24 protein-coding genes are annotated in these 26,077 nt (G+C 72.6%); 6 read left to right on the top strand and 18 right to left on the bottom strand.

Going from position 1 to position 26,077, the window contains the following annotated elements:
* Positions 1-108: 108 nt before the first annotated feature.
* Positions 109-1,041, bottom strand: coding sequence for a 3-hydroxyacyl-CoA dehydrogenase (locus B1A86_RS10075; protein ID WP_069941102.1), 933 nt, complete (start codon positions 1,039-1,041; stop codon positions 109-111).
* 138 nt (positions 1,042-1,179) lie between these two features.
* Positions 1,180-3,300: a phenylacetic acid degradation bifunctional protein PaaZ gene (gene paaZ / locus B1A86_RS10070; RefSeq protein WP_069941103.1), complete on the bottom strand. Its 2,121-nt coding sequence runs from the start codon at positions 3,298-3,300 to the stop codon at positions 1,180-1,182.
* A 286-nt stretch (positions 3,301-3,586) separates the two neighbouring features.
* On the opposite strand from paaZ, the gene B1A86_RS10065 reads away from it, so the two are divergent.
* Together B1A86_RS10065 and panD are read left to right on the top strand one after the other, a co-directional pair.
* The gene (locus B1A86_RS10065; protein ID WP_078026199.1) at positions 3,587-4,579 is read left to right on the top strand and encodes a DUF559 domain-containing protein; all 993 of its coding nucleotides are present in this window, start codon (positions 3,587-3,589) and stop codon (positions 4,577-4,579) included.
* A gap of 185 nt (positions 4,580-4,764) precedes the next feature.
* Complete coding sequence (gene panD, locus B1A86_RS10060) at positions 4,765-5,202, top strand: aspartate 1-decarboxylase (RefSeq protein ID WP_036340758.1); 438 nt, start codon at positions 4,765-4,767, stop codon at positions 5,200-5,202.
* Between the two features lie 36 nt (positions 5,203-5,238).
* Here panD and B1A86_RS10055 read toward each other — a convergent pair whose 3' ends face one another.
* The 13 genes from B1A86_RS10055 to paaA all read right to left on the bottom strand — a co-directional run bounded on the left by B1A86_RS10055 (position 5,239) and on the right by paaA (position 16,719).
* Complete coding sequence (locus B1A86_RS10055) at positions 5,239-5,718, bottom strand: SRPBCC family protein (RefSeq protein ID WP_078026200.1); 480 nt, start codon at positions 5,716-5,718, stop codon at positions 5,239-5,241.
* On the bottom strand, positions 5,718-5,846 hold the full coding sequence (locus B1A86_RS11820) for a hypothetical protein (protein WP_256369575.1): 129 nt from the start codon (positions 5,844-5,846) through the stop codon (positions 5,718-5,720). The genes B1A86_RS10055 and B1A86_RS11820 overlap by 1 nt, the downstream gene beginning before the upstream one ends.
* Positions 5,847-5,966: 120 nt before the next feature.
* On the bottom strand, positions 5,967-6,854 hold the full coding sequence (locus tag B1A86_RS10050; protein WP_036340749.1) for a 3-hydroxyacyl-CoA dehydrogenase family protein: 888 nt from the start codon (positions 6,852-6,854) through the stop codon (positions 5,967-5,969).
* Between the two features lie 8 nt (positions 6,855-6,862).
* Positions 6,863-7,648: an enoyl-CoA hydratase/isomerase family protein gene (locus B1A86_RS10045; protein WP_036340746.1), complete on the bottom strand. Its 786-nt coding sequence runs from the start codon at positions 7,646-7,648 to the stop codon at positions 6,863-6,865.
* Between the two features lie 4 nt (positions 7,649-7,652).
* Complete coding sequence (locus B1A86_RS10040) at positions 7,653-8,870, bottom strand: thiolase family protein (protein WP_036340743.1); 1,218 nt, start codon at positions 8,868-8,870, stop codon at positions 7,653-7,655.
* A gap of 132 nt (positions 8,871-9,002) precedes the next feature.
* A complete protein-coding gene (locus B1A86_RS10035) occupies positions 9,003-10,040 on the bottom strand; it encodes a nuclease-related domain-containing protein (protein ID WP_041102590.1) in 1,038 nt (345 codons plus the stop codon).
* A 453-nt stretch (positions 10,041-10,493) separates the two neighbouring features.
* The gene (locus tag B1A86_RS10030) at positions 10,494-11,852 is read right to left on the bottom strand and encodes an MFS transporter (protein WP_078026201.1); all 1,359 of its coding nucleotides are present in this window, start codon (positions 11,850-11,852) and stop codon (positions 10,494-10,496) included.
* A 231-nt stretch (positions 11,853-12,083) separates the two neighbouring features.
* Positions 12,084-12,869: an enoyl-CoA hydratase/isomerase family protein gene (locus B1A86_RS10025; RefSeq protein ID WP_078026202.1), complete on the bottom strand. Its 786-nt coding sequence runs from the start codon at positions 12,867-12,869 to the stop codon at positions 12,084-12,086.
* 31 nt (positions 12,870-12,900) lie between these two features.
* Positions 12,901-14,070 (bottom strand): 1,2-phenylacetyl-CoA epoxidase subunit PaaE, encoded by a 1,170-nt coding sequence (gene paaE / locus B1A86_RS10020; RefSeq protein ID WP_078026203.1) that lies wholly within the window; start codon positions 14,068-14,070, stop codon positions 12,901-12,903.
* Positions 14,070-14,579, bottom strand: a complete 510-nt coding sequence (gene paaD / locus B1A86_RS10015) for a 1,2-phenylacetyl-CoA epoxidase subunit PaaD (protein ID WP_078026204.1) — start codon at positions 14,577-14,579, stop codon at positions 14,070-14,072. The genes paaE and paaD overlap by 1 nt, the downstream gene beginning before the upstream one ends.
* Entirely contained in the window at positions 14,576-15,409 is an 834-nt protein-coding gene (gene paaC, locus B1A86_RS10010) for a 1,2-phenylacetyl-CoA epoxidase subunit PaaC (protein ID WP_078026205.1), read from the bottom strand. The genes paaD and paaC overlap by 4 nt, the downstream gene beginning before the upstream one ends.
* Entirely contained in the window at positions 15,406-15,708 is a 303-nt protein-coding gene (paaB, locus tag B1A86_RS10005) for a 1,2-phenylacetyl-CoA epoxidase subunit PaaB (protein ID WP_020624884.1), read from the bottom strand. Before paaB ends, paaC begins: the two co-directional genes overlap by 4 nt.
* Positions 15,709-15,711: 3 nt before the next feature.
* Positions 15,712-16,719: a 1,2-phenylacetyl-CoA epoxidase subunit PaaA gene (paaA, locus tag B1A86_RS10000; protein WP_078026206.1), complete on the bottom strand. Its 1,008-nt coding sequence runs from the start codon at positions 16,717-16,719 to the stop codon at positions 15,712-15,714.
* A gap of 259 nt (positions 16,720-16,978) precedes the next feature.
* Between paaA and B1A86_RS09995 the strand changes: the two genes are divergently transcribed.
* Positions 16,979-17,416, top strand: coding sequence for a hypothetical protein (locus B1A86_RS09995; protein ID WP_049159396.1), 438 nt, complete (start codon positions 16,979-16,981; stop codon positions 17,414-17,416).
* Positions 17,417-17,445: 29 nt separating this feature from the next.
* Positions 17,446-18,945, top strand: a complete 1,500-nt coding sequence (locus tag B1A86_RS09990; protein WP_246836821.1) for a hypothetical protein — start codon at positions 17,446-17,448, stop codon at positions 18,943-18,945.
* 34 nt (positions 18,946-18,979) lie between these two features.
* On the opposite strand, the gene B1A86_RS09985 is transcribed toward B1A86_RS09990, so the two are convergent.
* A complete protein-coding gene (locus B1A86_RS09985) occupies positions 18,980-20,893 on the bottom strand; it encodes an FAD-binding monooxygenase (protein ID WP_078026208.1) in 1,914 nt (637 codons plus the stop codon).
* Between the two features lie 198 nt (positions 20,894-21,091).
* Here B1A86_RS09985 and B1A86_RS09980 point away from each other — a divergent pair, with 198 nt between their 5' ends.
* Positions 21,092-21,820, top strand: a complete 729-nt coding sequence (locus B1A86_RS09980) for an IclR family transcriptional regulator (protein WP_078026209.1) — start codon at positions 21,092-21,094, stop codon at positions 21,818-21,820.
* 71 nt (positions 21,821-21,891) lie between these two features.
* A complete protein-coding gene (locus B1A86_RS09975) occupies positions 21,892-23,022 on the top strand; it encodes a histidinol-phosphate transaminase (protein WP_210411799.1) in 1,131 nt (376 codons plus the stop codon).
* Positions 23,023-23,126: 104 nt separating this feature from the next.
* Here the strand turns inward: B1A86_RS09975 and B1A86_RS09965 are convergent, their stop codons facing one another.
* Positions 23,127-23,648: an HPP family protein gene (locus tag B1A86_RS09965; protein ID WP_073117004.1), complete on the bottom strand. Its 522-nt coding sequence runs from the start codon at positions 23,646-23,648 to the stop codon at positions 23,127-23,129.
* A gap of 286 nt (positions 23,649-23,934) precedes the next feature.
* Positions 23,935-25,998, bottom strand: a complete 2,064-nt coding sequence (locus B1A86_RS09960) for a LysM peptidoglycan-binding domain-containing protein (protein WP_078026211.1) — start codon at positions 25,996-25,998, stop codon at positions 23,935-23,937.
* Positions 25,999-26,077: the final 79 nt, after the last annotated feature.

The raw sequence follows: 26,077 nt of genomic DNA, 5'->3' as shown, positions 1-26,077 counted from the left end.
CTCTACGTGCGCTGTGACGGATGCCACAAGGAAGCGGCGGGGGCATGCGACGGGGCCGCCCGATGCGTGATGCGCACCGGACGGCCCCTGATCCGTCAGTCGAGGAGGTCAGCCGAGCGGGGTGTCCTTGTCGCCCAGGTTCCAGTCCTCCACCGGGCCGAGGTTCTCCCCGTCCGGCCCGTAGCGGTAGAAGCCCTGGCCGTCGGCCACGCCGCTGTGGCCCTCGGCGATGCTCTTCTCCAGCAGCTCGGCGAAGCCGCGCTGCCAGTCGGCGCCCGCGTTGCGGGAGACGTTGGCGGCCACGTGGAAGCCCACGATGTCGTAGGTCTGGAACGGGCCGCGCTCGTTGCCGGTGGCCACGCGCCAGGTGCGGTCGATGTCCGCCGGGTTGCCCACTCCGTGCATGTACAGCTTGGAGCCGGCCTGCAGCCACGGGATGAGCAGGGAGTTGAGGAAGTAGCCCGGGATCTCCTTGCGCACGTGCACGGGGACCATGCCGGTCTCCTCGGCGAACTGCAGGGCTCCCGCGACGGCCTCCGGCGAGGTGGCGGCGGTGCCCATGACCTCGGCGGTGTTCTGCGCCCAGATGCGGTTGGCGTAGTGCAGGGCCAGGAAGCGCTCCGGATGGCCGCTGGCGTCGGCGAAGTCCGAGGGCAGCAGGGAGGAGGTGTTCGTGGCGAACAGGGTCGTGGCGGGGGCGAGCTCGCCCACCTGGGCCCACACCTTGCGCTTGAGCTCCAGGTTCTCCGGGACGGCCTCGACCACGATGTCCGCATCCGCCAGGGCCTCGCCGAGGTCCGAGGTCGGCGTGATGCGGGCGATGGCCTCGTCGAAGCGCTGCGGGTCGTAGCCCTCCCCGAGGTCTGCTTCGTAGCCCTGGCGGATCCACGCCCAGCGGCGCTCGATCCCCTCGAGGGCGGCGGGGACGGCGTCGTAGGCCATCACCCTCTTGCCGTGGTACGCCGCCTGCATGATGATCTGCGAACCCAGCACACCGGTGCCCAGCACGGTGACCTGATCAAAACGGGTGAACTCGGACATGTGTGTCGACCTTCTTCTCTCGCGGTCCGAATGGGACGTACAGGTGAACGTCCCGGGCACGCTCCTTGTTCCCGGGGACGACGACGGGCCGCCCGGCGCGCAGCGGGCGCACGGGACGGCCCGTCGAAGCAGGGGGGCTCAGCCCTGGGAGGTCTCGGACGGGGCCATCGGCCAGGTCTTGGCCACGAGCGTCAGCACGTCGTACTGGGCGCAGAGCTCGTCCTTCTGGTTGTGGATCCGGCAGTCCCAGGCCACCTCGCCGTACTCGTCGCTCACGCGCGGGGTGATGCGCTTGGCCGTCAGGGTCACGCGGATGGCGTCGTCGTAGGTCACCGGCGTGATGAAGCGCAGGTTCTCCAGGCCGTAGTTGGCCAGCACCGGGCCCGGATCCGGGGCCACGAACAGCCCCGCGGCCCACGAGACCAGCAGGTAGCCGTGGGCCACCCGGCGCGGGAAGAACGGGTTGGCCATGGCGGCCTCCTCGTCCGTGTGGGCGTAGAACCTGTCCCCGGTCTCCTCCGCGAAGGCGGTGATGTCCTCCAGGGTGACGGTGCGCAGGCCGGAGGCGAACTGGTCGCCCACCGTCAGCTCGGCCAGGGACTTGTAGAACGGGTGCACGGCCGTGCCGGCCTCCACGTCCTCGCGCGTCACCGTGTGGGCCGCGGCGCCCTGATGCCACACGCCGGTGATGGCCGTGAGCATGTCCGGGGAGCCCTGGATCGCCGTGCGCTGCATGTAGTGCTTCACGGCGCGGACCCCGCCGAGCTCCTCGCCGCCGCCGGCGCGGCCGGGGCCGCCGTGGATCAGCACCGGCACGGGGGCGCCGTGACCGGTGGTGGTCGTGGCGGTCTGGCGGTTCAGGACGTGCACGCGGCCGTGGTGGGCGCCGATCCCGGCGGCGAACGCGCGGGCGGTCTCACCGTCGTTCGTGGCGACCGTGGCCACGAGCGAACCCGACCCCAGGGCGGCCAGGGCCACGGCGTCGGCCACGTCCGTGTAGCCGATCACCGAGGTGACCGGGCCGAACGCCTCGACGCTGTGCACCTCGGGGGTGCGCGCGTCCTCGAAGGTGAGCACCGTGGGGGCGAAGAACGCGCCGGACTCGGCGTCGGCGTCGCCGGTCGAGCCCTCGGGGCCGCCGAGGCGGACCTGACCGCCGGCGTCGACCAGGCGCTGCACCGCGCCGCGGACCTCGCCCTGCTGCTCCTTCGAGGCCAGGGCGCCCATGGTGGTGCCCTCGACGCGCGGGTCGCCCAGGACGACCTTCGCGGCCAGGCGCTCGGTGAGGGCGGCGGTCACGGCCTCGACGCGGTCCTGCGGGACGATCACCCGGCGGATGGCCGTGCACTTCTGGCCGGCCTTGACCGTCATCTCCTGGAAGACGACCTTCACGAACGCCTCGAACTCGGGGGACTCCGGGTCCGCGTCCGGGCCGAGGATGGCGGCGTTGAGGGAGTCGGTCTCCGCGGTGAAGCGGACGCCGCCCTCCTGCACGTTCGGGTGCTTCTTCAGGGTGGCCGCGGTGGCGGCGGAGCCGGTGAACGCGACGTGGTCGCGGTAGTCCAGGTGGTCCAGCAGGTCGCGGGCCGAACCGGAGATCAGCTGGATCGAGCCCTCGGGCAGCACGCCGGACTCGAGCATGAGCTCCACGCACTTCTGCGCGACGTAGCCGGTGGGGGTGGCCGGCTTGACCACGGTGGGCACGCCGGCGACGAAGGCCGGGGCGAACTTCTCCAGCATGCCCCACACGGGGAAGTTGAACGCGTTGATCTGCACGGCCACGCCCGGGATGCGCTGGTAGATGTGCTCGCCGATGAAGGAGCCGTCGCGGGAGAGGGGCTCCACGTCCCCGTCGATGATCACGTTGGAGTTCGGCAGCTCGCGGCGGCCCTTGCCGGAGAACGTGAAGAGGGTGCCGATGCCGCCGTCGACGTCGAAGGCGTGGTCGCGCTGCGTGGCGCCGGTGGCGAAGGAGACGTCGTAGAGCTCCTGGACGCGGGAGTTCAGGTAGAGCGCGAGCTCCTTGAGCTTGAGGGCGCGCTCGTGGATGGTCAGCGCGCCCAGGGCCTGCTGGCCGACGGTGCGGGCGTGCTCGATGGCGGCGGCCGTGTCGAGGCCGTCGGTGGAGACGCCGGTCAGGCGCGCGCCGGTGTTCGCGTCCGTCACGTCGGTGACCTTGGACGGGTGCGACGGCGTCCACCAGCTGCCGGCGACGTAGCTGGGGAGGATCTCCGGGAGGGAGGGGGCGGTGACGGTCACGGGGGCTCCTGGTGTCGGGGGCGCGGACGAGTCCCGACCGATCGGTCGGTTATTGCTCCTCACCCTAGCCGAGACGTGGATCACGCGGGAGGGGGAGCCGGGCGGGTGACGCCGTCGTCGTGGGGAGGGGTGGGGTGGGGTCTGGCGGCGACCCGTGGCGCCAAAGCCCGCAGACACGCCGCTATGGCCAGGACGTGGCGGCGTGTCTGCGGGCCTCGGCGGGGCGTCGTCCACAGATCCCGGCGGACGACGACGGCGGCGCGCCCGGATCGGGCACGCTCGGCCCATGCCCCGCTCGCCCGCGCCCCTGCCTCCGATGCGCTGCGGACTGGACGGCCTCCTCCGCGATCCGACGGTGTTCTCGACCCCGGCCGCGCGCGAGGCGGGCGTGAGCGCGGCCCGGCTGCGGCGCGGGGACGTGGTCTCCCTCGGCTGGGGGCTCTGGGGCCGGCGCGGCATCGAACCGGACCCCATGGACCATGTGCGGGCACTGCAGGATCTGCACCCCGAGGGCGTGTTCAGCCACGTCACGGCCGCCAGGGTGCTCGGCCTGTGGCTGACCGGGCCGCTCGCCGCCGACCGGTCCGTGCACGTCGCGACCCCGCGCGGCCACGGCACCGCGTCGAGCCGGGCCGGGGTCCGCTCACACCGCCTCCGCGCCGACGCACCGGTGCGGATCGTGGACGGGGTGCGCGTGACCGCACCGGGGTGGATCTTCGTGGACCTCGCCGCGCAGGCCGGGCCGCTCGAGCATCTCGTCGCGCTCGGGGACAGCATGGTGCGGACGGCACCCACGGAGGCCCGCCGCCGTCGGCTGCCTCCCGGGGTGACGGACGTGGCCGAGCTGCGCGCCGCCGTCGAGGAACGCGGTCGGGTGCGCGGGATCCGTGCGGCCCGGGAGGCGCTGGAGCTCGTGCGTCCCGGGGCCGACTCGCCGCAGGAGAGCCGGCTGCGGGTGCGGCTCGTCCTGGACGGCGTCCCCGAGCCCGCGGTGAACCCGTGCATCCGCCTCGCCACGGGACAGCGGCTCCGCGTGGATCTGGTGTGGGCGGACGCCAAGGTGGCCGTCGAGTACGACGGCGATCAGCATCGCACGGATCGCCGGCAGTGGCGTGAGGACCGCGAGCGGGACGCGGCCCTGCGCGCGGAGGGGTGGGAGGTGATCCGGGTGACCGCCGACGTGTTCCGGCCAGGGCACTGGGAGCTCTTCGTACGGCAGCTGCGGGGCCTGGTGGCTGCGCGGACCCCGCCGGGCCGAGTGCCGCCGTCGTGGATCTGACCCGCCGAGGCCTGCAGACACGCCGCTACCGCCAGGGCGTAGCGGCGTGTCTGCGGGCTTCGGCGAGAGGGGCGGGAGCCTCGGGCCGGCGTCGACCCCCTGCTCCTCGTCCCCGGACCGGCGTAGAATCGACCACCGGTCCCCTCGGACCCGCCCCACCCCCTTCATCCGGAGAGTTCTGCCGCATGCTGCGCACCATGTTCCACGCCAAGATCCACCGGGCCACCGTGACCCAGGCGGACCTGCACTACGTGGGCTCCGTGACCGTGGACCAGGACCTGCTGGACGCCGCGGACATCCTCCCGGGCGAGCTCGTGTCCATCGTGGACGTCACGAACGGCGCGCGACTGGAGACCTACACCATCGCGGGCGAGCGGGGCTCCGGCGTGCTCGGCATCAACGGCGCCGCCGCCCACCTCGTGCATCCGGGGGACATCGTCATCCTCATCGCCTACGGGCAGATGGACGACGACGAGGCCCGCCACTTCCAGCCCAAGGTCGTCCACGTGGACGCGGACAACAGGATCGTCGAGCTCGGCGTCGACCCCGCCGACGGCCTCCTCGACGGCCTCTCTCGCCCGCCGCTGTCCCGCGAGTGGAACGAGGCCCAGGCCGAGCTCTGAGCCGGCCGGCGCGCCGGGCCGTCATGGACGAGTTGTTCAAGCGGGATCAGCGGTCGGCACGGCCTTCGCCCCGAGCGCCCGACGCGCGGAGCGCATCGCGGCCGCGTGGCTGAGGCCCATCGCGGTGCGGGCGCCCGGCACACGGGCCACGGCGCGCATCCACGGCGAGGTGAGCACCACCTCCTGCTCCCACACCACGATGCAGCGCGGCGCGTGTCCGGCCGGGGCACCGTCGTCGTGGACGGTGGCCCGCACGGTGCCCGTCAGGCCCCCGCTCAGGCGGGCGACCAGTAGGCCGCGGGCGCGGTCGTCGATGAGACGCTCCATCGTCAGACGCACCGGCACGAACCCGCGCAGCCGGACGGCGGCGCGGTCGGGGCCCAGGCGACGGACGCGCGGGACGGCCGGCCACCAGCGTGGGTAGCCGGCCGGGTCGGCGAGCAGGGCCAGCACGGACCGGGCGTCCGCGGGGACGGCCCAGCGGTGGGTGAAGCGGAAGGGGCGGTCGACCGACATCAGGCCCGGCCGAAGGTCTCGGGGTCCACGGGGCGCGCGGCCCGGCTGAGCCAGAGCCGCTGGTCCAGGTGATGGCCGGGCGTGTTCGCCACGGGCAGGGCGACGCGCAGCAGCGTGGGCTCGTCCATACCCGTCACGCTAGCCGCGCCGCCCCGCCCCCGCACTTTCGAACGTGATATCGGGGGAATGGGCGCTTTCGAACGGGAGATAGGCCCTATCTCCCGTTCGAAAGCGCCTGCCCCGGGGGCTCAGCGGTAGTCGAAGAAGCCCTTGCCGGACTTCCGGCCGAGCTCGCCGCGGGCCACCATGTCTCGCATGAGCTGCGGCGGGGCGAAGCGCTCACCCAGCTGGGACTCGAGGTACTCCGCGATGCCCAGGCGCACGTCCAGGCCCACGATGTCGGTCAGGGCCAGCGGGCCGACCGGGAACTTGTAGCCGAGCACCATGGCGGCGTCGATGTCCTCGGGGGAGGCCACACCCTCCTCGACCATGCGGATGGCCTCGAGCGCGATCGCCACGCCCAGTCGCGACGAGGCGAAGCCCGGGGCGTCCTTGACGACGACGGGGGTCTTGCCGAGCCCGCGGACCCACTCGGTGGACAGGGCCTGGAGCTCCGCACCGGTCTGCTCGCCGATCACGACCTCCACGAGCTTCGAGGCGGGCACCGGGTTGAAGTAGTGCAGGCCGCAGAAGCGCTCGGGGCGCTGCAGGTGGGTGGCGATCTCGCCGATGGACAGGGAGGAGGTGTTGCTGGCCAGCCAGGCGTCCTCGCGCAGGTGGGCCTCGACGTCGGTGAGCGCGTCGATCTTCACTTGCATGTCCTCGAACACGGCCTCGACCACGAGGTCGCAGCGGGCGAAGTCGGCACGGTCCACGGAGACGGTCAGGCGCTGCGCCCACTCGTCCAGGTCGCCGTCGATCTTGCCGCGCTCGAGGGAGGCGGCCAAGTCGGCCTCGATGCGTTCCTTGGCCGCCTCGGCCGACTGCGGGTCGCGCTCGACGACGACCACCTCGGACGATCCGGAGACGAGGAACGCGTGGGCGATGCCGCCGCCCATCCGGCCGCCGCCGAGGACGCCGACGACGGCGGGCACGGAGGACGGAACGGTATCAGGGGTGTGCTGCTGGTCGGTCATGTCGGTCCTCACTTCTTCTTGCGGTCCAGGAACGCCTGCATGCGCTCGAACTTGGCGTCGGACTCGAACAGGATGGCCTGCGCGATCTCGTCCACGTGGGGGTGGGCCCCGCGAGGGAGGTGGAAGACGCGCTTGGACAGCCGCACCGCCAGCGGGTCCTGCTGCGCGATGCGGTCGGCGAGGGCGTCGGCGGCGTCGAGGAGGGCGTCCGGCTCGTGCAGCTCGGTGACGAGCTTGAGCTCGAGGGCCTCCTGCGCGTCCAGGATCCGTCCGGCGAGCAGCAGCTCGAGGGCCACGGGCTCGCCCACGAGCTCCTTGAGCCGCCACTGGGCGCCCGCAGCGGCCGTGATCCCCAGGCTCGTCTCGGGCTGGCCCATCTTCAGCGCCGGGGTGGCGATGCGGAAGTCGGCCGCGTAGGCCAGTTCCGCGCCGCCGCCCAGGGCGAAGCCGTCGATCGCCGCGATCACGGGCATGGGCAGCCGGTGGATGCGGTCGAAGACCTGCGAGTTCACGCCGCGCAGGGCGTCGTCGCGGCGGCGCTCGCGCAGCTGTCCGATGTCCGCGCCGGAGGCGAAGATGCCGGAGAACGTCCCCGGCTCGCGCGTCGACTCCACCTGCGTGCCCGAGATGATCAGGATCTTCGGCTCGCGCTCGAGGTGGGCGCAGAGCTCGTGGAACTCGTCGACCATGGTCTGGTCGATCGCGTTGCGCACGCCCGGGCGGTCCATGCGCGCGTGGACGCGGTCCTCGCGCTCCTCGACGTGCAGCGCCGAGAAGTGGCTGAAGTCGGTCATCTGCTCAGACCCTCTCGACGAGCATCGCGGAGCCCTGGCCCACACCCACGCACATCGTGGCCAGGCCCCTGTCCGCGCCCTCGCGTTCCATCCGACCGAGCAGCGTGACCACGAGGCGCGAACCCGAGGAGCCCAGCGGATGGCCCAGGGCGATCGCGCCGCCGTCGGCGTTGACGGTCTCCGGGTCCAGGCCGAGGCGCCGCATCGAGGCCAGGGACTGGGTGGCGAAGGCCTCGTTGAGCTCGACGGCGCCCAGGTCCGCCACGGACCAGCCGGAGCGCTCGAGGGCCTTCTCGGTGGCCGGGACGGGGCCCAGGCCCATGATCTCGGGGGCCAGGCCCGCCGAGGTGGACTCCACGACGCGGGCCCGCGGGGTCAGGCCGTACTTCTGCGCGGCCCGCTCGGAGACGACGAGGATCGCCGAGGCGCCGTCGTTGAGGGAGGAGGAGTTGCCGGCGGTGACCACGCCGTCCTTCTTGATGATCGGGCGCAGGCTGGCGAGCACCTCGGGGGTGGAGCCGGGGCGGGGGCCCTCGTCCGTGTCCACGACCGTCTCGGCGCCCTTGCGGCCCGTGACGACGACGGGCACGATCTCGTCCGCGAAGCGGCCGGCCTCGATGGCGGCCAGCGCACGCTCGTGCGAGCGGGCGGCGAAGGCGTCGGCGTCCTCGCGGGTGATGCCGTCCACCTCGCCGACCTCCTCGGCGGTCTCCGGCATGGAGAAAGTGAACTTCTCCCCGAACTCGCCGTCTGCGAAGCGCGGGTTCACGAAGCGCCAGCCGATCGCGGTGTCGAAGGCCGCGCCGGGCTTGGCGAACGCCGTCGTCGGCTTCTCCATCACCCAGGGGGCGCGGGACATCGACTCCACGCCTCCGGCCACGACGACGTCGGCCATCCCGGAGCGCACCATCGCTGTGGCGATGCCGATCGCGGACATGCCCGAGGCGCAGAGGCGGTTCACGGTGATGCCCGGAACGGTGTCCGGGAAGCCGGCCAGCAGCCAGGCCATGCGGGCGACGTTGCGGTTCTCCTCGCCGGCGCCGTTGGCGTTGCCGAGGATGACGTCGTCCACGACCGACGGGTCGATGCCGGCGTCCTCGATCACGGCCTTGACGGTCAGGGCGGCGAGGTCGTCGGGGCGGACGGAGGAGAGGGCGCCGCCGTACTTGCCGACGGGCGTGCGGCGACCGCCGACGAGCAGGGCCTGGGACTGTGCGGACATGGAGACTCCTTGAGTGACCGACAACGGGGCGGGCGCGGGCGCGGCAAATTACCGACCGTGCGTTCAGGTTCAGTATCCCGGGCCGGTGTGACGGGGGTCAACTGCGGGGGCGGGGTGTGACGGGGTGGGCGGTCACGTGAAGGTCGAGGTCCAGGACCCGGCGAACGTGCCAAACCCGGTGATGTCCGTGGTCTGGGGAGCGAGGGCGTCGACAATGCACCGCACGTCGACGCTCGGCCCCGGCTCCCGGGAGCGCAGGAGCAGGAGGTCGTGGACCGAGTTCCCCACGGTCGTCAGGACCGGGACGTCCACCTTCCGCCGTCCTAGGCGCTCATCAGTGGCGACGACGTAGCTGTCGGAGTGGGAGTAGAAGACGGCCGGGTGGATGAAGTCAGGGGCCCGGCAGTCGGACAGACTCTGCAGATAGGTCCGCAGGTCGGCCGCCTGGTTGATGGCCTGCCTCCTGGGGGATCGTGCGTTGTGGTCCTCGGCCACGATGCGGACGTCGATCTGCCCGGGGGTCTCGGCCTTGCGTTGGAGCTGGATCGCGAAGTCGTCACCGAGGTCGAGGTCGGGGAAGAGGAGCTTCCACGACCGGTGCTCGCCCCGCGGCAGGGTGCCGTCGAAGATGAGTCCCGTCCAGTGCTTGTTCTCGATGAGCGTCACCGACCTCTCGGTCAGCAGGAGATGGTCGACCTGGTGCAGGAAGTATCTGCCGTCATCAGTCGGCGTGGGGAATCGAATATTTGTGAGAAGGACTCCGTTCAGGTCGAGTCTCCGGCACTGGTCGAGAATGAACCGCCGTGATGGCTGCTCGTAGTTCGTGGCAGAGTCCAGCTTCTTCGCGAGTGCCTCATAGCGCTCGACGAGGACCCTCCGGTCATGGTCCATGCCCCGCACATCATTCTGGTGACGGTCGCTGAGGGCTCGAACGTATTGGTCATGCGCCGGTTGTTTGGCGGCCAGCTCGATGGAGTAGTCCGAATGGATCTGCTCCCGTTGCGCAGCGCTCTCGGTTGCCAGTTCGCTCAGGCTGGCTTCGGACTCCTCCTTGGTCGACTCCAGCGAGGCCTGGAGGCGCCTCGTTCGAAACCGATGCCAAGCGGCCAGTAGAGCGAGGCAGCCGGTGAGAACGAGAACGATGATCCATGGTGTGGTGTTTCCCTCCATGTGCTGAGTGGATCACAACAGGGAGACAGGTTAAGAGTCTCGGGTGCTGTCCAAGCCCCGTCGCCCCATCATGTACGGGGGTATCGCCTGCGGGGGCGGGGTGTGGCGGACGGGTGATCGGCTGCACTGGGGTGGGCGCGCCGCACAGCGCCTCGGTCGTGGCCGTTCGGTGGAAGGAACCCCGTGGCGAGACCCTCCCCCGCGCCGACCTCCTCGCCGCCGTCGTCGCACCGCCGGGCGGCTGCGCCGAGGCCACGTCGGTCAGCGTCTGACCCGGCGCGCCCCGCGCTGAGGCCCGCAGACCCGCCGTTTCGCCCCCGACGTGGCGGCGTGTCTGCGGGCCTCGGCGCCAGGCCGCGCACCGCGCACCGCACGACGACGGCGCGCCCTTCCGGAGGGGGACGCGCCGTCGTCGTGGGGTGGGGACGGGCGAAGCCCGTCAGGCGGGCCGGATCAGGTCGGGACCACCGGGTTCGAGCGGGTGGCGACGACCTGCTCGTCGTGCAGCTCGCGGTCCTGGATGCCCTTGGGGACGAACAGGACGGCGATGAGCGAGATCGCGGAGATCACGATGATGTACCAGGCCACGTTCTCCCAGCCGGTCTTCACGAGCTGGTCGGCGAGCAGCGGGGCGAAGGCGCCGCCGATGATGGTGCCGAGCGCGTAGCCGATCGAGACGCCGGAGAAGCGGACGCGGGCCGGGAACATCTCGGCGTACATCGCCGACTGCGGGCCGTAGGACGGACCCAGGCCGAGGGTCAGGACGAACAGGCCCAGCGAGAACAGCGGCAGAGATGCGGTGTTCAGCAGCCCGAACAGCGGGAAGGCCCAGACGATCAGGAACCCGTAGCCGAACACGAAGGTCAGCTTGCGGCCGATCTTGTCCGAGACCCAGCCGCCGAGCAGGGTGAAGATGAACCAGCCGACGCCGCCGACGAGGCTCGCGATGAGCACCTCGGAGGAGGTCATGCCCAGACCCTTCGGGCCGCCGTACTTCGAGAACCACGCGATGAGCAGGTAGCCGACGCCGTTGTTCGCGGCGAAGATCACGGCGGCGAGGATGACCTCCTTGGTGTGGTGCCGGAAGAGCTCGCCCAGCGGGGCGGACTCGTCCACCTTGAGCTGCTGCATCTCCTTGAAGACCGGGGACTCCTCGACGGCCTTGCGGATCAGGTAGCCGACCACGATCAGGATCACGGAGATCAGGAACGGGATGCGCCAGCCCCAGGTGAGGAACTGCTCCTCGGACATGGTGGAGCGCACGATGAACAGCACGCCGGTGGCCAGGATCATGCCCAGCGGCACGCCGATCTGCGGGGCGGAGCCGAACAGGCCGCGCTTGCCGTGGGGGGCGTGCTCCACGGACAGCAGCGCCGCACCGCCCCACTCGCCGCCCGCGGACAGGCCCTGCAGCAGGCGCAGCGCGACGAGCAGGATCGGGGCCCACACACCGATCTGGGCGTAGGTGGGCAGCAGGCCGATGAGGGTGGTGGCCAGGCCCATGCCGATCAGCGTGAGGGACAGGACGAGCTTGCGGCCGAAGCGGTCGCCGAGGTGGCCGGCGACGATCGCGCCGAGCGGGCGGACGAGGAAGGAGATGCCGAGGGTGACCCACGCGGCGATCTGGGAGCCGTTCTCGCCCATCGGCTGGAAGAAGAGGGCGGCGAAGACGAGTGCGGTGGCCTGGGCGAAGATGAAGAAGTCGTACCACTCGATGGTGGTGCCGACGACGGTGCCGGCGATGACCTTGCGCTCCTCGCGGCGGTCACGCGCGGGGACGGGCGCCGCGGGGGATGCGACGGTGTGGCTCATGGGTGCTCCTGGGATGCGGGGCGGCGGCCGGCCGTGAGACGGCGGCGGGACGGTGTGGTGCCCGACCGATCGGTCGGGAAGTGACACCCGTCACCGTATACGATCCTCTGTGACTCACGCCACGATCCGGGCTGATGACGGGAATGTGACGCGGCCGGGCCGGGACGACGACGGCGCCGCGCCCCTCGTGCGAAGGGTGCGGCGCCGTCGTCGGTGGCGGGGTGCGGCGGCTCAGCCGCGGCCGGTGAACTCCGGCTTCCGCTTCTCCTGGAAGGCCTGGAAGCCCTCGGCGTAGTCCGCAGTGCCGCAGAGCTCGCCCTGGGCGATGTTCTCCGCGTCGAGGGACTCCCATAGGCCCACGCGCCGGTCGCGGACCTGGGCCACGAGCTCCTTCGACGCGCGGAACGCGAGGGTCGCGCCGGAGGCCACCTGAGCGACCTTGGCACGGGTGAACTCGAGCAGCTCGTCCGCGGGCAGGGCCCGGGAGAACAGCCCGGCCTGGACGGCCTCGGCGCCCGAGAGGAGCTCGGCCGTGTAGATCAGGTCCAGGGTGCGGTGCGCGCCCAGGCGCTCGGTGAACAGCCAGTGGCCGCCCGAGTCCAGGGTGGCCCCGAGGTTCGCGAACGGCGAGCCGATCTTCGCGTCCTTGGCCACGTACACCACGTCCGTGGCGATCGCGAGGCCCAGGCCCACGCCCAGGCAGGCGCCCTGCACCGCCGCGAAGGTGGGCACCGGGATCTCGGACATGGCCCGCAGCACCGGGGTGACCCTGTCCCGCAGGTAGGCGGTGGCGTCGTCCTCGGCCGGGACCACGGCGGAGATGTCGCGGCCCGCGCAGAACCCGCGGCCCTCGCCGCGCAGCAGCACGGCCCGGACCTCGCCGGACTCGACGCCGGCGGCGGCCCGCTCGTAGGCGGCCTGGAGTTCGGCCAGCGCGGCCTCGTCCAGGGCGTTCATCCTCTGGGGGGCGTCCAGCACGATCTCGGCGACGCCGTTCTCGACGGTGATCTCGATCATCGGGGGCTCCTTCGGTCTCGTGGGCGGGCGCTCAGGCGTCGAAGTCCAGCGTGATCGAGTCGGAGGTCGGGCGGGTCTGGCACGTGAGCACGTAGCCCTTCTCCACCTCGTCCTTCTCGAGCGCGTAGTTCTCGTCCATCTCGTACGCGCCGTCGACGACCTTGGCGCGGCAGGTGCCGCACACGCCGCCGGCGCACGCGAAGGGCACGTCCGAGCGGACGCGCAGTGCGGCGTTGAGGACCGTCTCGTGGGCGGACTTGGGGGACTCGACCTTGGCGGTGAGGCCGTCGAGGTTGAACTCGATGGTCACGTTGTCACCCTTCGGGTCCACCTCCACCACACGGCCGGAGTGGCCCTGGGGGTTCTCCGGGCGGCCGGTGGTGAACAGCTCGAAGCGCACGTCGTCCTCGGGCACGCCGCGGGCGGCGAGCGTCTCACGGGTGAGCTGCACGAGCTCGAACGGACCGCAGAGGAACCACTCGTCGGTGCCTTCCACGTCGATCACGCGGTCCAGGAGGGTGGTGAGCTTGTCCTCGTCGATGCGACCGGAGAGCAGCGGGGACACGCGCTGCTCGCGGGAGAGCACGTGGTGCACCGTGAACCGGGCCGGGTACTTGTCCTTGAGGTCGCCGATCTCCTCGGCGAACATCACGTCCATGGCGGAGCGGTTCGCGTAGACCAGGTCGAAGCGCGAGGTCTCGGAGGCCGCGAGCACGGCCTTGGCGATCGCCATGATCGGGGTGATGCCCGAGCCGGCCGCGAACGCCACCAGGTGCGTGTCCTTCTTCTCCGCGACCTTCTCCGCCGCCACCTTCTGGGCGTCGTTGAGGGAGGTGACGTGCGTGCGGGACGTGAACGCGCCCTGCGGGTTCATCACGTCGATCTTCTCGCCGACCTCGAGGCTCTCGTTGGCCCATGTGGAGAACGTGCCGCCGATGTCCTTCTTCACGGCCACGCGGATCTCACCGCGCTTCGGGACGGCGCAGATCGAGTAGGACCGGCGCACCTCGGCGCCGTCGAGCTCCTTGCGCAGGGCCACGTACTGGCCCGGCACGTAGTCGTAGTCGTCGGCGAGCTCCTCGGGCACCGCGAAGGTGACCTCCACGGAGTCCTCGGTCAGACGCCGCAGCTCGGACACCTCGAGGGTGTTGAACGTGGCGCGGCGCTTGCCGGTGGTGGGGGCGTCGGTGGTCTCGGTCATCAGTGCACCTTGAAGTAGTCGAAGGGCTCGAGGCACTCCCGGCAGGTGTAGAGGGCCTTGCAGGAGGTGGAGCCGAAGCGGGTGATCTCGCGGGTGTTCAGGGAGTGGCAGCGCGGGCACTTCACGGCCATGCCGATCCGGACCGGGCCGTCCGTGGTGCGCGCGACGGGCGGGGCGATGCCGTACTCGTTGAGCTTGGCCTTGCCCTCATCCGTCATCCAGTCCGTGGTCCAGGCCGGCTGGAGCACCAGGCGCACCTCGGCGTCGGGGAACCCGGCGCGCCCGAGCGCGCGGGCGACGTCCGTGGTGATGGTGTCCATGGCGGGACAGCCGGAATAGGTGGGCGTGATGACGACGACGGCCCTCTCGCCCTCGACCCGTGCCTCCCGGAGGATCCCCAGGTCCGCGATGGACAGCACGGGGATCTCCGGGTCGTGCACGGTGGAGGCCGCATCCCAGACCCGCGCGCCGGCGGGATCGGCGGGGCGCAGCTCGCTGGCGGTGGTCACCAGGTCGCTCCCGGGTGACGGCGCGCCAGGGACTGCATCTCCGCGAGGATGTACCCGCGGTACTCGCTCATGGCGCCGGAACGGTCGCCGCCGCGGGCGGTGCCCGTCGTCGGCACGGTCAGGCAGGCCTCCTCGATGGCCGCGCGGATGCGGGTCATCGTCGGCTCCTCGAGCGAGGACGGCAGCACGGCGACGCCCTGCTCGGCGAGGGCGCGGACGACGTCGTCGTCGTGGAAGAGCTCGGCCACGTAGGGCCACAGCTCGTCCAGGCCGCGCTGCATGCGGCGCTTCGACTCCTCGGTGCCCAGACCCAGGCGCTGCAGCCACAGGGCGGCGTGGTCCTGGTGGTACAGGACCTCCTTGAGGGCCTTGTCCGCGATGGCCGCGAGCGTGGGGTCCGTGGACTCGCGCAGGCGGGTGTACAGCTCGTACGAGTAGAACGAGTAGTACAGCTGGCGGGCGATCGTCTTGGCGAAGTCGCCGTTCTCGGCCTCCACGAGGCGGACGGAGCGGAACTCCTCCTCGTCGCGGAAGTACGCGAGCTCGTCCTCGGTCTTGCCCCACGCCGTGCCGGCGTAGGAGAGGAGGAAGCGGGCGTGGCCCACGAGGTCCAGGGCGATGTTGCCCAGGGCGATGTCCTCCTCGATCTCCGGGGCGCGCGAGATCCACCAGGACAGGCGCTGGCCGAGCATCAGGGCGTCGTCACCGAGGGCGAGGGCGTAGCGGGCGACGTCGTCGTTCGCCTTCTGCTCGCCGGCCGCGATCTCCTCGGCCGTGATGGCCACGCCCGCGGAGTGCCTCGTGGCGGAGTCGTTGGTCGCGAAGCTCACAGGTGCGGCACCCCCTCGGACTGCTGGTAGTAGGTGGCGTGACGGTAGGACTTGCCCTGCGCGGACTCGAAGAAGCCGCCCTTGGAGTCCGGGTCGGAGGCCGCGATGGCCTCGGCCGGGACGACCCACACGGAGGTGCCCTCGTTGCGGCGGGTGTACAGGTCCCGCGCGTTGCGCAGCGCCAGGGTGGCGTCCGGGGCGTGCAGCGAGCCGGCGTGCACGTGGGAGAGGCCGCGGTTGGCGCGGACGAAGACCTCCCACAGGGGCCAGGCGTGGGAGGCGGCGGTGGTCTCGCTCATGGGTCAGGCTCCGATCAGGTGGGTCTCGGCCGGCGCGTTCTGCTCGGCCTGGCGGCGGGCGTAGGCGGCGGCGGCCTCGCGGACCCAGGCGCCGTCCTCGTGGGCCTGGATGCGGCGGGCCATGCGCTGGGTGTTCATGGGGCCGTCGCCCTTGATCACGGACATGAACTCGTCCCAGTCCAGCTCGCCGAAGTCGTAGTGGCCGCGCTCCTCGTTCCACTTCAGGTCCGGGTCCGGCAGGGTGAGGCCGAGGGCCTCGGCCTGCGGGACGATCATGTCCACGAAGCGCTGGCGCAGGTCGTCGTTGGAGAAGCGCTTGACCTTCCACGCCATGGACTGGCGGGAGTTGGGGGAGTCCTCGTCCGTCGGGCCGAACATCTGCAGGGCCGGGCCGTAGAAGCGGTTCACGGCGTCCTGGGCCATCTGCTTCTGCTCCGGGGTGCCGTGCGAGAGCTCGTAGAGGATCTCCCAGCCCTGGCGCTGGTGGAACGACTCCTCCTTGCAGATGCGCACCATCGCGCGGCCGTACGGGCCGTAGGAGGCGCGGCACAGCGGCACCTGGTTGCAGATCGCGGCGCCGTCGACGAGCCAGCCGATCGCGCCCATGTCCGCCCAGGTGCGGGCCGGGTAGTTGAAGATCGAGGAGTACTTCGCGCGACCGGAGAGCAGCTGCTCGTTCAGCTCGTCCCGCGGCGTGCCGAGGGTCTCGGCGGCGGAGTACAGGTACAGGCCGTGGCCGGCCTCGTCCTGGACCTTGGCCATGAGGATCGCCTTGCGCTTCAGGGAGGGGGCGCGGGTGATCCAGTTGGCCTCCGGCTGCATGCCGATGATCTCGGAGTGCGCGTGCTGGGAGACCTGGCGGGTCAGGGACTTGCGGTACGCCTCGGGCATCCAGTCGCGGGGCTCGATGCGCGAGTCCTCCGCGATCAGACGGTCGAAGTTCTCCTGGCCGGCCGCATCCTCGGGGGACGGGACGGAGGCCAGGTGCTGGGGGGAGCTGGTCTGCGTCATGGGGATCACCTCACGCTGAGTGCGGGCTGGTTCCGTGGTCAGGGCGCACCGGGGCGCACCGAATTACTGACCGCTCGTTCAGGATAGGCCAGGGTGTGACCTCGGTCAACACGCCGGAGCCGGTGCGACCCGGGTGCGAGGCCGCCGTCGGGATGGTGCGGGAGGGTTGGCTCCTGCACAGGCGTCCCGACGGCGTCCCCCATCCCCGGATCGTCCCGCGCCGCGGTCGCGGGACCCTGGCGCTCCCTACGGTGGCCGCATGCCACCCCTCATCGGACCTCAGCAGATCGCCACGGCCCTGCGGGCCGTCGGACTCGACGACGACGCCGCCCGCCTGGTCGCGTGGGCCGACCCCGCCCGGCGCGAGCGGGAGGCCGCCGAGCAGGCCCTCGCCGACCTCGCCGTGGCCCAGACGCAGCTGCGCGCGGCGCTGGGCGGGCTGGTCAGCGCCGCCACGGACGTGCGCTCCGCGATCCAGACGGGATGGCGCGGGGAGGCCGCCGGTGCCTACGGGGAGGCCGTGCGACGGGCGGCGGCCCTGGCGGCGGAGCTCGAACGGGAGGCCGGCGAGTGGCTCGCCCTGCGGGCCACCGCCGAGCGGGACGCCGAGGACGCGCGCCGGAACGCGGAGGCCCGGCAGCGGGCGGCCGAGGAGACGGCGCTGGCCGTCCTGCGCTCGCTGGCGGTGGCGGCATGACCGGCGGGCGGGGTGCTGGCCCGGGGGCGGTGGCCTTCAGCACGCACGGCGGACCGGGCTCGATCTACGCGGAGGCCGAGGAGATGCGCGTCGTGGCCGGGCGGCACGAGCACGCCGCCGAAGAGGCGGCCGGAGCCTCGTGGCAGGTCGACGCGGCCGCCTTCGGGCTGGGCCGGTCGGCCACGTGGCTCGCCTCCGCCGCCCTGCTGCAGGACCGGCTGGCGGAGGCGGTCGGTCGCGTGCGGAGCCTGTCGGAGCAGTGCGCCGAGCTGCACCGCGACCTGCTCTCCGCGGCGGCCCGCTATGAGGAGGCCGAGCGCGCCGCGGCCGGCATCATGGCCGCCGAGGACGCCTCCCTGGAGGAGCTGCCCGGCCTGCTCTGGCGGGACGGCCATGACGGCCTCACCACCCGCGAGGCGGAGCGGCTCGTGCGGGACCTCGTCCAGGCGGTGCCCGAGGCCATCGTGTCCGCCGCGCTCGCGGCCACCGGGTTCCCCCTGCTCGCGGCCCTGGCGCGGATCGACGTGAAGATGCTGACGAGGGCGCAGAAGCGCGTGCTGAAGCGGCCCGTCTCCACCGCGGCGAAGAAGGGGACGGACGCCGCGTCGGACCTCACCGAGGCGCTGCGGGTCTCCCCGGACGAGGCGTGGACCGTGGCGGCGGACGCCCTGGCCCTCGCCGGCGCGGCGCCCCGGGGCGCGGTGACCCCGCACGGGGCGCCGCAGGACCGGCCGGCGGCGCCCGCCCGGCTGGACGGCTCGGCCGCGGGGCTGGCCTCTCTCATCCCGCGTGGGGAGGGGGACGGGGACCTCACGGTCACGGAGGTGGTGCAGGAGAACGGGAGCCGCGCCTGGGTGGTGGGCCTGCCGGGCACCCGCGGCGGCCTGATCCCGGATCCCGAGTCGACCGACCCGTGGGACGCCGGCGGACTGCTGGACGCCCTCGGCTCCGAGTCCGAGATCACGGCCCCGGCGGTGCGGGCGGCGCTCGAGGCGGCCGGCGTCCCGCACGGCGTTCCGCTCGTCCTGGCCGGCTATTCGCAGGGCGGGGTGCACGCCGTGAACCTGGCCGGCCGGGAGGACTTCACGTCCGTGTACCCCGTGGCCGGCGTCATGACGATCGCGGCGCCGTCCGGCAACGCGGTGGAGACCGGGCGGACCGCGGTGCTGGAGTTCTCCGCGGACGGGGACCTGGCCGTCGCCGCGGACGGGGCGCCCACCCCCGTCTCGGCGCGCCGGGCCGAGGTGGTCTTCCACCCGGCCGGCCACGGGTGGGACGCGCCCGGGGGCGGCTTCCGGACCGGCTCTCCGCTGGCGGTGAAGGCCGACCTGGACGCCGCCCACGACTTCGAGGGCCAGGTGGACCTGATCCGGCAGTTCGAGGCCGCCGAGCCCGCGGCCCGGGCGGAGGTCGCCGGGCTCTCCGCCGCGTTGGCCGGGCTGACCGCGGGGACCGTGGCCTCGAGTCGGGCGGTGCGCCTGCGTCGCACGCCGCCGGAGGGGGGCCACCGGCCCCCGGGATCCCGGTGAGCGCCCCGGCGGCGGGGCGCCCGCCGCCGCCTGCTCAGTTCGCGTCGAGCAGCACGCCCGCGAAGAACGCGTTCAGGCGGTCGACCTCGTCCAGGCCGAAGACGCCGGAGACGTACTGGTCCGGGCGGACCACGACGACGGCACCGTCACGGCTGATGCCGCGGGCCTCGAAGATGTCCTCGCCGTGCTGGGGCCGGCACGTGGCGAAGATGTTGTTCAGGTCGTGCAGGCCGAGGGAGCCGGTGGTCGGCCGGAAGATCGACGGCACGTCCGGGTGGGCGAACTCGGTCTGCTTCTGCTGGTACACGACCTTGATGTCGAAGCGGGCGTCCTCCGGCCCGTCCGACGGGGTGTGGCGGTTGCGGAAGGACCGCGGGTCCTCCTCGATCGCCTTCGCCCACGCCGCGACCTTCGAATCCTCGGCGCGCGGGGAGGCGGCGTCGGCGAACACGTAGACGCGCCAGCGGCCGTCCGCGCGGTGCAGGTGGCCCAGGTGCTTGACGTTGGTGTCGCACGAGCGCTCCACCAGCGCCGACTTGAAGCGCTTGCCGATGGGGTAGCCCTGCGCCAGTGCCTGACCGGTGGCGTCCGTGGTGAGGAGGGAGGGCTGGTACTCCGTCATGAAGCCGGCCGGGAACTCGGCGGTCTTCGTGTAGAACTCGGCCACCTCGTTCGGGTCGCCCAGCTCGGAGGTGGGCGTGGCCATGAGCGTCGACCACTCCTTGTCGAAGTCGATCAGGTTCTTGGCGATCTCCTTGCGCTCCTCCGCGTAGGTCGGCACGAGCTCGACCGGGGCCAGCCCGGAGAGCACCTGGCCCAGCTTCCAGCCGAGGTTCCAGCCGTCCTGCATGGACACGTTCATGCCCTGGCCGGCCTTCGCGGAGTGGGTGTGGCAGGCGTCGCCGAGCAGGAACACGTTGGGGTGGGCCACGCGCTCGCGGTTGTCGAAGCCCGAGGTGAGGCGGTGGCCCACCTCGTACACCGAATGCCAGGCGACCTCCTTCACGTCCAGCGTGTAGGGGCGCAGGATCTGCTGGGCCCGGCGGATGATCTCCTCGAGCGGGGTCTGGCGCACCTTGTGGTCGTCGTCCGCCGGGACCTCGCCGAGGTCCACGTACATGCGGGACAGGTGGCCGCCCTCGCGGGGGATCAGGAGGATCGAGCCGCTGGACGAGTGGATCGCGCACTTGGTGCGGATGTCGGGGAAGTCCGTGTCGGCCAGCGCGTCCATGACGCCCCACGCGTGGTTCGCGGCGTCGCCGGTCAGGGTGTGGCCGATCGCCTTGCGGACGCGAGAGCCCGCGCCATCCGCGCCCACCACGTACTTGGCGCGCACCTGGCGGGTCGGGCCCGAGGCGGGGTCCTCGAGGGCGTTCTCCTCGGCGTCCACGGTGCGGCGCAGGGTCACGAGCACGGGGTGCTCGCCGTCGTTCGTGTCCTCGAGGGTCTCGAACGCCCAGCCGTAGTCCGGCCGCGCGCGGGTGGGGGAGTTCTTCATGTACTCGGCGAACCAGTCCAGGATGCGGGCCTGGTTCACGATCAGGTGCGGGAACTCGGAGACGCCCTCCGGGTCGTCCTCGGCCAGCGAGGTGCGCACGATCGTGTCCGCGTCGTCCTCGGCCGGGTTCCAGAACGCCATGGAGGTCAGGTCGAAGGCCTCGTCGATGATCTCGCTCGCGAAGCCGAAGGCCTGGAAGGTCTCCACGGAGCGGGCCTGGATGCCGTCCGCCTGGCCGATCTCGAGGCGGTGGGGGCGGCGCTCGATGATGCGGGTGTGGACGTCCGGGAACATCGCGAGCTGGGCGGCGGCGATCATGCCGGCCGGGCCCGAGCCGACGATCAGCACGTCCATCTCGTCCGGCAGCTCGGCGGGGCGGTCCAGGCCGATGCCGGCCGCCACCTGGACGCGCGGGTTCGTGGAGACGTAGCCGTGGTGGTGGAAGAGCATGGGGGTCCTTTCGCTGCGGGGGATGTCGCTGCGCGGTGCGCGTGCCACCCGACGGCGTGTTCTCTCAGAGAACACGGTGTTCTCCCTGGGAACACATGTGTGCCAGACTGTACGCGGACGTGACCGGGTTCACAACCAGCGCGCGGGCCGACCACGCCCCGGGCGCGTCACGTCCGGCACCCGAGGCGAGGAGTACAGATGGCGGAGCACGACGGCGGCCCGGTCCGGGAGGGCGCACCCTCCCAGACGCTCTCCCGCGCGCTCACCCTGCTCGAGGCCGTCGTGGAGGCGCCCGAGCCGCCCACCATCGCCGACCTCGCCGACGGCCTGGGCGTCCATCGCTCGGTCGCCTACCGCATGCTGCGCACCTTCGAGACCCATGGCCTGCTGCGCCGCGACGGCCTCGGCCGCGTCCACGCCGCCCCCGGCCTGGCCGTCCTCGCCCGCCGGGTGGAGCAGGATCTGCGCGCGGCGGCCATGCCGCACCTGACGGCCGTCTCCACGGACCTGGGCATGACCGCGTTCCTGGTGGTGTGGGACGGGGCCCACTGCCTCACCCTGGCCACGGCCGAGCCGCCCAGCGGCAACCTCGTCACGCAGCGGCCGGGGACCCGGCACCCCCTCGGGGTCGGTGCGCCGGGGATGGCGATCGCCGTCGCCCTGACCGGACAGGAGTGGGCGCGGCTGCCCGGCGAGGCCGCGCCCGAGCGGCCCGAGCTCGACGACGTGCGGGAGCGCGGCTGGGCCGTCAGCTCCGACGAGGTCATCACCGGCGTCTCCTCGGTCGCCGTGCCGCTGCGGGTCCCCGGCCAGCTGCCCGCCGCCCTCGCCGTGGTCTACGCGACGCGGCCGGAGGACCCGGCGCGCCTCGGGGACCGGCTCGGTGAGGCGGCCCGGGCCGTCGCCGTCGCCTTCGGCGCAGCCTGAACCCCGGGGCGCCGTGTCCGGGGCCCGTGGGGCGGATCACAGCGTCCGCGGCCCGCATTACCCTGGTGGCCATGACTGATGACGCACAGCAGACGCCCGCCGTGGTCGCGCCCCACAAGAAGGTCGGCATGCTGCCGCCGTACGCCGCCGGCAAGCCGCCGGTCGCCGTCCCGGGCCTGCACCCCTACAAGCTCTCCTCGAACGAGAACCCCTACGCGCCCGTGTCCGGCGTGATCGACCGGGTGCGTCAGGTCGTGACCGGCCCGGAGGGCGCGCCCAGCACCCTCTGCCGCTACCCGGACACCCTCTCCACCGGCCTGCGCCAGGCCCTGGCCGCACACCTGGACGTCCCGGCGGACGACGTCGTGACCGGCGCCGGCTCCCTCGGCGCCCTGGCCCAGGTCATCACTGCCTTCGCCGGCCACGGCGAGGCCGGGGAGGGCGACGAGGTGATCTTCGCGTGGCGCTCCTTCGAGGCCTACCCGATCGTGGTCCGCACCGCCGGTGCCGTGGACGTGCAGGTGCCGCTCACCGCGGACCACCGCCACGACCTGCCGGCCATGCTGGAGGCGATCACGGAGCGCACCCGCGTGATCCTGCTCTGCACCCCCAACAACCCGACCGGCCCCGTGCTCACGACCGCCGAGGTCGAAGACTTCCTGGCGCGCGTGCCCGCGCACATCCTCGTGGTCATCGACGAGGCGTACGTGGAGTTCGTCCGCGACGAGGACGCGGTCAAGGGCCTGGAGATGTACCGCAAGCACGCGAACGTCGTCGTGCTGCGCACCTTCTCAAAGGCGCACGGCCTGGCCAACCTGCGCGTGGGCTACTCGGTCTCGCAGCCGGAGATCACCAAGGCCCTGCGCACCGTGGCCACCCCGTTCGCGGTGTCCACGGTGGCCGAGGAGGCCGCGATCGCCTCGCTCGAGCACCTGGACGAGGTCCTCGAGCGCGTGCAGATCGTCGTCGACGAGCGCGAGCGCGTCGCCGCCGCCCTGGCCGAGGCCGGCTGGGACCTGCCCGCCTCGCAGGCCAACTTCGTGTGGCTGCCGCTCGGGGAGCGCACACAGGCGTTCGCCGAGGCCGCCCAGGCCCGGGCCCTGTCCGTCCGGGCGTTCGCGGGCGAGGGCGTGCGCGTGAGCATCGGCGAGAAGGAGGCCAACGACCGCTTCCTCGAGGTCGCGCGCGACTTCCTGGCGTGAGCGGGCCGGCATGAGCGGCACGTTGGACCGGCTGATCCGGGTCCTCTCCGCGTTCGACGCGGAGCATCCGGCGTTGACCGTGGCGGCCCTGGCCCGGCGTGGGCTCACTCCGCCGGCCCGATCACCCGCCACATCAGGCGGCGGTACAGCAGCGCGCACGCGGTGAGGACCAGCGCCCCGGCGAGCACCGGGGTGACCAGGTAGTGCCAGTCCGCGTTGCTCAGCATGACCGCCAGCGCGGTGGCGCCCGCGGGGGCGTGGATCACGCGGAGCCCGGCCATGACGGCCATCGCCAGGCCCATGCCGGCCGCGAGCGAGTACCAGGCCAGGGGCAGCACGGAGATCACGGCGATCCCGCATGCGGCCGAGACCACGTGCCCCACGAGCACGTTGGCAGGGTGGGAGTGCGGGCCGTGCGGCACGAGGAACACGAGCACGCAGGACGAGCCGAAGGCGCCCACCAGCAGCGGCACGGAGGCCAGGTCCTCGCCGAGGCTGAGGGTGGCGATGGTCAGTGCCCCCGCGATCGAGGCCGCGAGGACCACGTGCCAGGGCAGACGGGGGGCCAGCGGGCGACGCCACGGGTCCAGGAACCGCGGGGGACGCAGACCGGGCAGGCGGGTCATGCGCTCGTCTCATCTCCTCGTGACTCGGTCGCGGCCCGGTTCGGGCTCCTCCAGGGTAGGCCGCGGGCGGGGTCCGGGGGCGCCCGGGGGCGGAGAGGCCGGGTCTGTGACGGCCGCTCAGCGGCGCAGCGCCACGAGGGCGTCCTCGGCGTCCCACTCGTGCCTCGGGGGAACGCCGGTTGACTTATCCCGGGTGCGGCGGCCTACGACCGGTGATAACTCAACCGACGACGTCGGCCCGCACCTTCACGCGCAGGCGCGGGCCGACGTCGTCCCGGCGGGGTGCTCAGGCGGTGCGCAGCACCATGCCCGGGTGGAGCATGGTCGAGACCGTCATGCCGTTGAGGCGCTGCAGGCGCTCCATGGAGACGCCCGTGCGCTGGGCGATGAGCCACCAGCCGTCGTTCGCCTGGACCACGTACGTGGCGGGCGAGGGCGCCGGGGCGGAGGCGGTCTGGCCAGTCCGCAGCACCATCCCCGGGTGCAGCACGGTGGTCGCGGTCATGCCGTTGAGGCGCTGGAGGGTCTCCATCGTCACGCCGGTGCGGTGGGCGATGATCCACCAGCCGTCGCCCTCGCGGACCGTGTACGTGCCCGGGGCCGGGGCAGGCGCGGGCGGGGAGGCCGGCGCCGTGGCGGCCGTGATGAGCACCATCCCCGGGTGCAGGACGGTCGACGCCGTCATGCCGTTGAGCCGCTGGAGCTCCGCGGCGCTGACGCCGGTCCGTCGGGCGATGACCCACCAGCCGTCGTTCGGCTGCACCGTGTAGGTGCCGGTGGTGATCGGGGTGGGCTCCGGGGCGGTCGGGTCGGCGACGGTGCGCAGCACCATGCCCGGGTGGAGCACGGTCGACTCGGTCATGCCGTTGAGCTCTTGGAGGGTGGCCGCGGGCACGCCGGTGCGGCGGGCGATGGTCCACCAGCCGTCGTTCGGCTGCACCGTGTACGTGCCAGCGGTCGACCGCTCGGTCGTCGGGGCCGGCGTCGGAGCCGGGGTGACCGCTGCCGGCGGCTGGCCGGCCGCCGTCGCGATGGCCTCGGCGCGGTCCCGCAGGTCGTCGAAGCGGGCCATCAGGTGCTGCCCCGGGCACGCGGTCGCGGACGTGGCCCGGTGCGGGAAGATCGTGTCCACGGTGACGGGCGTGCCCGCGGCGTACTTCGTGCTGCCGCCCGAGGTCAGGGTGACCCGGCCGCGCGCGTCGATGCCGTCGCGGTACAGGTAGTAGGCGGTGGCGCGGGCCATCGCGTCCACGACCTCCTCGGACGGGGCGACCACGTCGTAGTTGCCCATCGTGGAGACGCCCATCGTGCCCCGGTTGAACCCGCCCGCGTGTGTGCCCAGCGGGTTCGAGTCCAGGGCGCCGCGGCGGCCCTCGTAGATGTTGCCGAAGCGGTCCGTGATCAGGTGGTACGGGAAGTCGCCCCAGCCGAGGGTCTTCGTGTAGTACGCGTAGATACCGCGCATCTGCTCCACGGCCTGGGCGCGCGTGTAGTCGTTGGTGCCGGCCGTGTGGTGGATGGTCAGGGCGCGCACCTGGTCGAACTGCGGGGAGTCCTCCGCCCAGGACTCGTCCGCGCCCCACTGTGCGCGGGTGATGACGTCCGGGAGGATCTTCGCGCGGGCGTCCGAGACCGTGGCCACGGTGCGGGCCTCGGCGGGCTCCTCGCCCCCGACGACGGCGCTCGACTTCACGCCCCGGGGCAGGCCGGCCGTCTCCGCGGCCTGCTCGGCGGCCACCGCCGGGTGAGCGCTCGCGACGGTCTCGTCCGTGGCGGCCGTGCCCGGGTCGATGAGGGACAGCTCGAGGCCGGCCGGGGCCGCGCCGTCGACGGTGGTCACGCGCAGCTGGGCGCCGTCCGCGCCGAACGCGACGAACGGGTCCGTGCCGGTGCGCGCGGGGGCGGCGTCCTCGGGCAGGACGGGCCGATCCAGGACCTGCCACGGGCCCCAGGCCCCGTCCTGACGCACGCGGATCTCCACGCGCTTCACGGCGTCGTCCGCCGCGGCGTCCCACACGGCGGCGGCCACCGTGAACGGGCGGTCCACCACGGGCTCGCCGAGCACGACGCCGGCCGGGGCCTCCTCGGCCGGGACGAGGTTCTCGCCCTCCTGTGGGACGGTCGCGACGCCGGCGCCCTCGACGGGAGCGGCCGACGCGGGGGTCGCGGCCGCGCCGACGGTCGTGGCGCGGGCGGCATCGTCGCGAGGGCGTGCGTCGGGGGCGCCCTCCGTGGTCGCGGACGGCGACTGCGGGAGCAGGCCGCCGACGAGGATGGAGAGCGCGGCGACCGCGACGGCGGGCGCGAGCGGGCGGGGGGACGCGGCGGAGCGCGGCGGGAGAATCTTCATGCGGATGCCTTCGGAAGGTGGAGTGCCCGAGGAACGACAGGCGCAGGCCGTGTCGCCTTCCCGGGTCGGTGGCGTGGTG

The sequence above is a fragment of the Micrococcus sp. KBS0714 genome (genome assembly GCF_002008305.4).
GTDB classification, from domain to species: Bacteria; Actinomycetota; Actinomycetes; order Actinomycetales; family Micrococcaceae; genus Micrococcus; species Micrococcus luteus.
This window is presented reverse-complemented; position numbering and strand designations above follow the sequence as displayed.

Excerpts from the sequence above, each read along its gene's own strand:
- B1A86_RS09980 (WP_078026209.1), top strand. The coding sequence starts at position 21,092 with ATGGCGGAGCACGACGGCGGCCCGGTCCGGGAGGGCGCACCCTCCCAG.
- B1A86_RS10030 (WP_078026201.1), bottom strand. The coding sequence starts at position 11,852 with ATGAGCCACACCGTCGCATCCCCCGCGGCGCCCGTCCCCGCGCGTGAC.
- paaE (WP_078026203.1), bottom strand. The coding sequence starts at position 14,070 with ATGACCGAGACCACCGACGCCCCCACCACCGGCAAGCGCCGCGCCACG.
- B1A86_RS10075 (WP_069941102.1), bottom strand. The coding sequence starts at position 1,041 with ATGTCCGAGTTCACCCGTTTTGATCAGGTCACCGTGCTGGGCACCGGT.
- B1A86_RS11820 (WP_256369575.1), bottom strand. The coding sequence starts at position 5,846 with ATGGACGAGCCCACGCTGCTGCGCGTCGCCCTGCCCGTGGCGAACACG.
- B1A86_RS10035 (WP_041102590.1), bottom strand. The coding sequence starts at position 10,040 with ATGGAGGGAAACACCACACCATGGATCATCGTTCTCGTTCTCACCGGC.
- B1A86_RS09960 (WP_078026211.1), bottom strand. The coding sequence starts at position 25,998 with ATGAAGATTCTCCCGCCGCGCTCCGCCGCGTCCCCCCGCCCGCTCGCG.
- B1A86_RS10045 (WP_036340746.1), bottom strand. The coding sequence starts at position 7,648 with ATGACCGACTTCAGCCACTTCTCGGCGCTGCACGTCGAGGAGCGCGAG.
- B1A86_RS09975 (WP_210411799.1), top strand. The coding sequence starts at position 21,892 with ATGACTGATGACGCACAGCAGACGCCCGCCGTGGTCGCGCCCCACAAG.
- B1A86_RS09995 (WP_049159396.1), top strand. The coding sequence starts at position 16,979 with ATGCCACCCCTCATCGGACCTCAGCAGATCGCCACGGCCCTGCGGGCC.
- paaB (WP_020624884.1), bottom strand. The coding sequence starts at position 15,708 with ATGAGCGAGACCACCGCCGCCTCCCACGCCTGGCCCCTGTGGGAGGTC.
- B1A86_RS10025 (WP_078026202.1), bottom strand. The coding sequence starts at position 12,869 with ATGATCGAGATCACCGTCGAGAACGGCGTCGCCGAGATCGTGCTGGAC.
- B1A86_RS10055 (WP_078026200.1), bottom strand. The coding sequence starts at position 5,718 with ATGTCGGTCGACCGCCCCTTCCGCTTCACCCACCGCTGGGCCGTCCCC.
- B1A86_RS10065 (WP_078026199.1), top strand. The coding sequence starts at position 3,587 with ATGCCCCGCTCGCCCGCGCCCCTGCCTCCGATGCGCTGCGGACTGGAC.
- paaA (WP_078026206.1), bottom strand. The coding sequence starts at position 16,719 with ATGACGCAGACCAGCTCCCCCCAGCACCTGGCCTCCGTCCCGTCCCCC.
- panD (WP_036340758.1), top strand. The coding sequence starts at position 4,765 with ATGCTGCGCACCATGTTCCACGCCAAGATCCACCGGGCCACCGTGACC.
- B1A86_RS10050 (WP_036340749.1), bottom strand. The coding sequence starts at position 6,854 with ATGACCGACCAGCAGCACACCCCTGATACCGTTCCGTCCTCCGTGCCC.
- B1A86_RS09985 (WP_078026208.1), bottom strand. The coding sequence starts at position 20,893 with ATGCTCTTCCACCACCACGGCTACGTCTCCACGAACCCGCGCGTCCAG.
- B1A86_RS10040 (WP_036340743.1), bottom strand. The coding sequence starts at position 8,870 with ATGTCCGCACAGTCCCAGGCCCTGCTCGTCGGCGGTCGCCGCACGCCC.
- B1A86_RS09965 (WP_073117004.1), bottom strand. The coding sequence starts at position 23,648 with ATGACCCGCCTGCCCGGTCTGCGTCCCCCGCGGTTCCTGGACCCGTGG.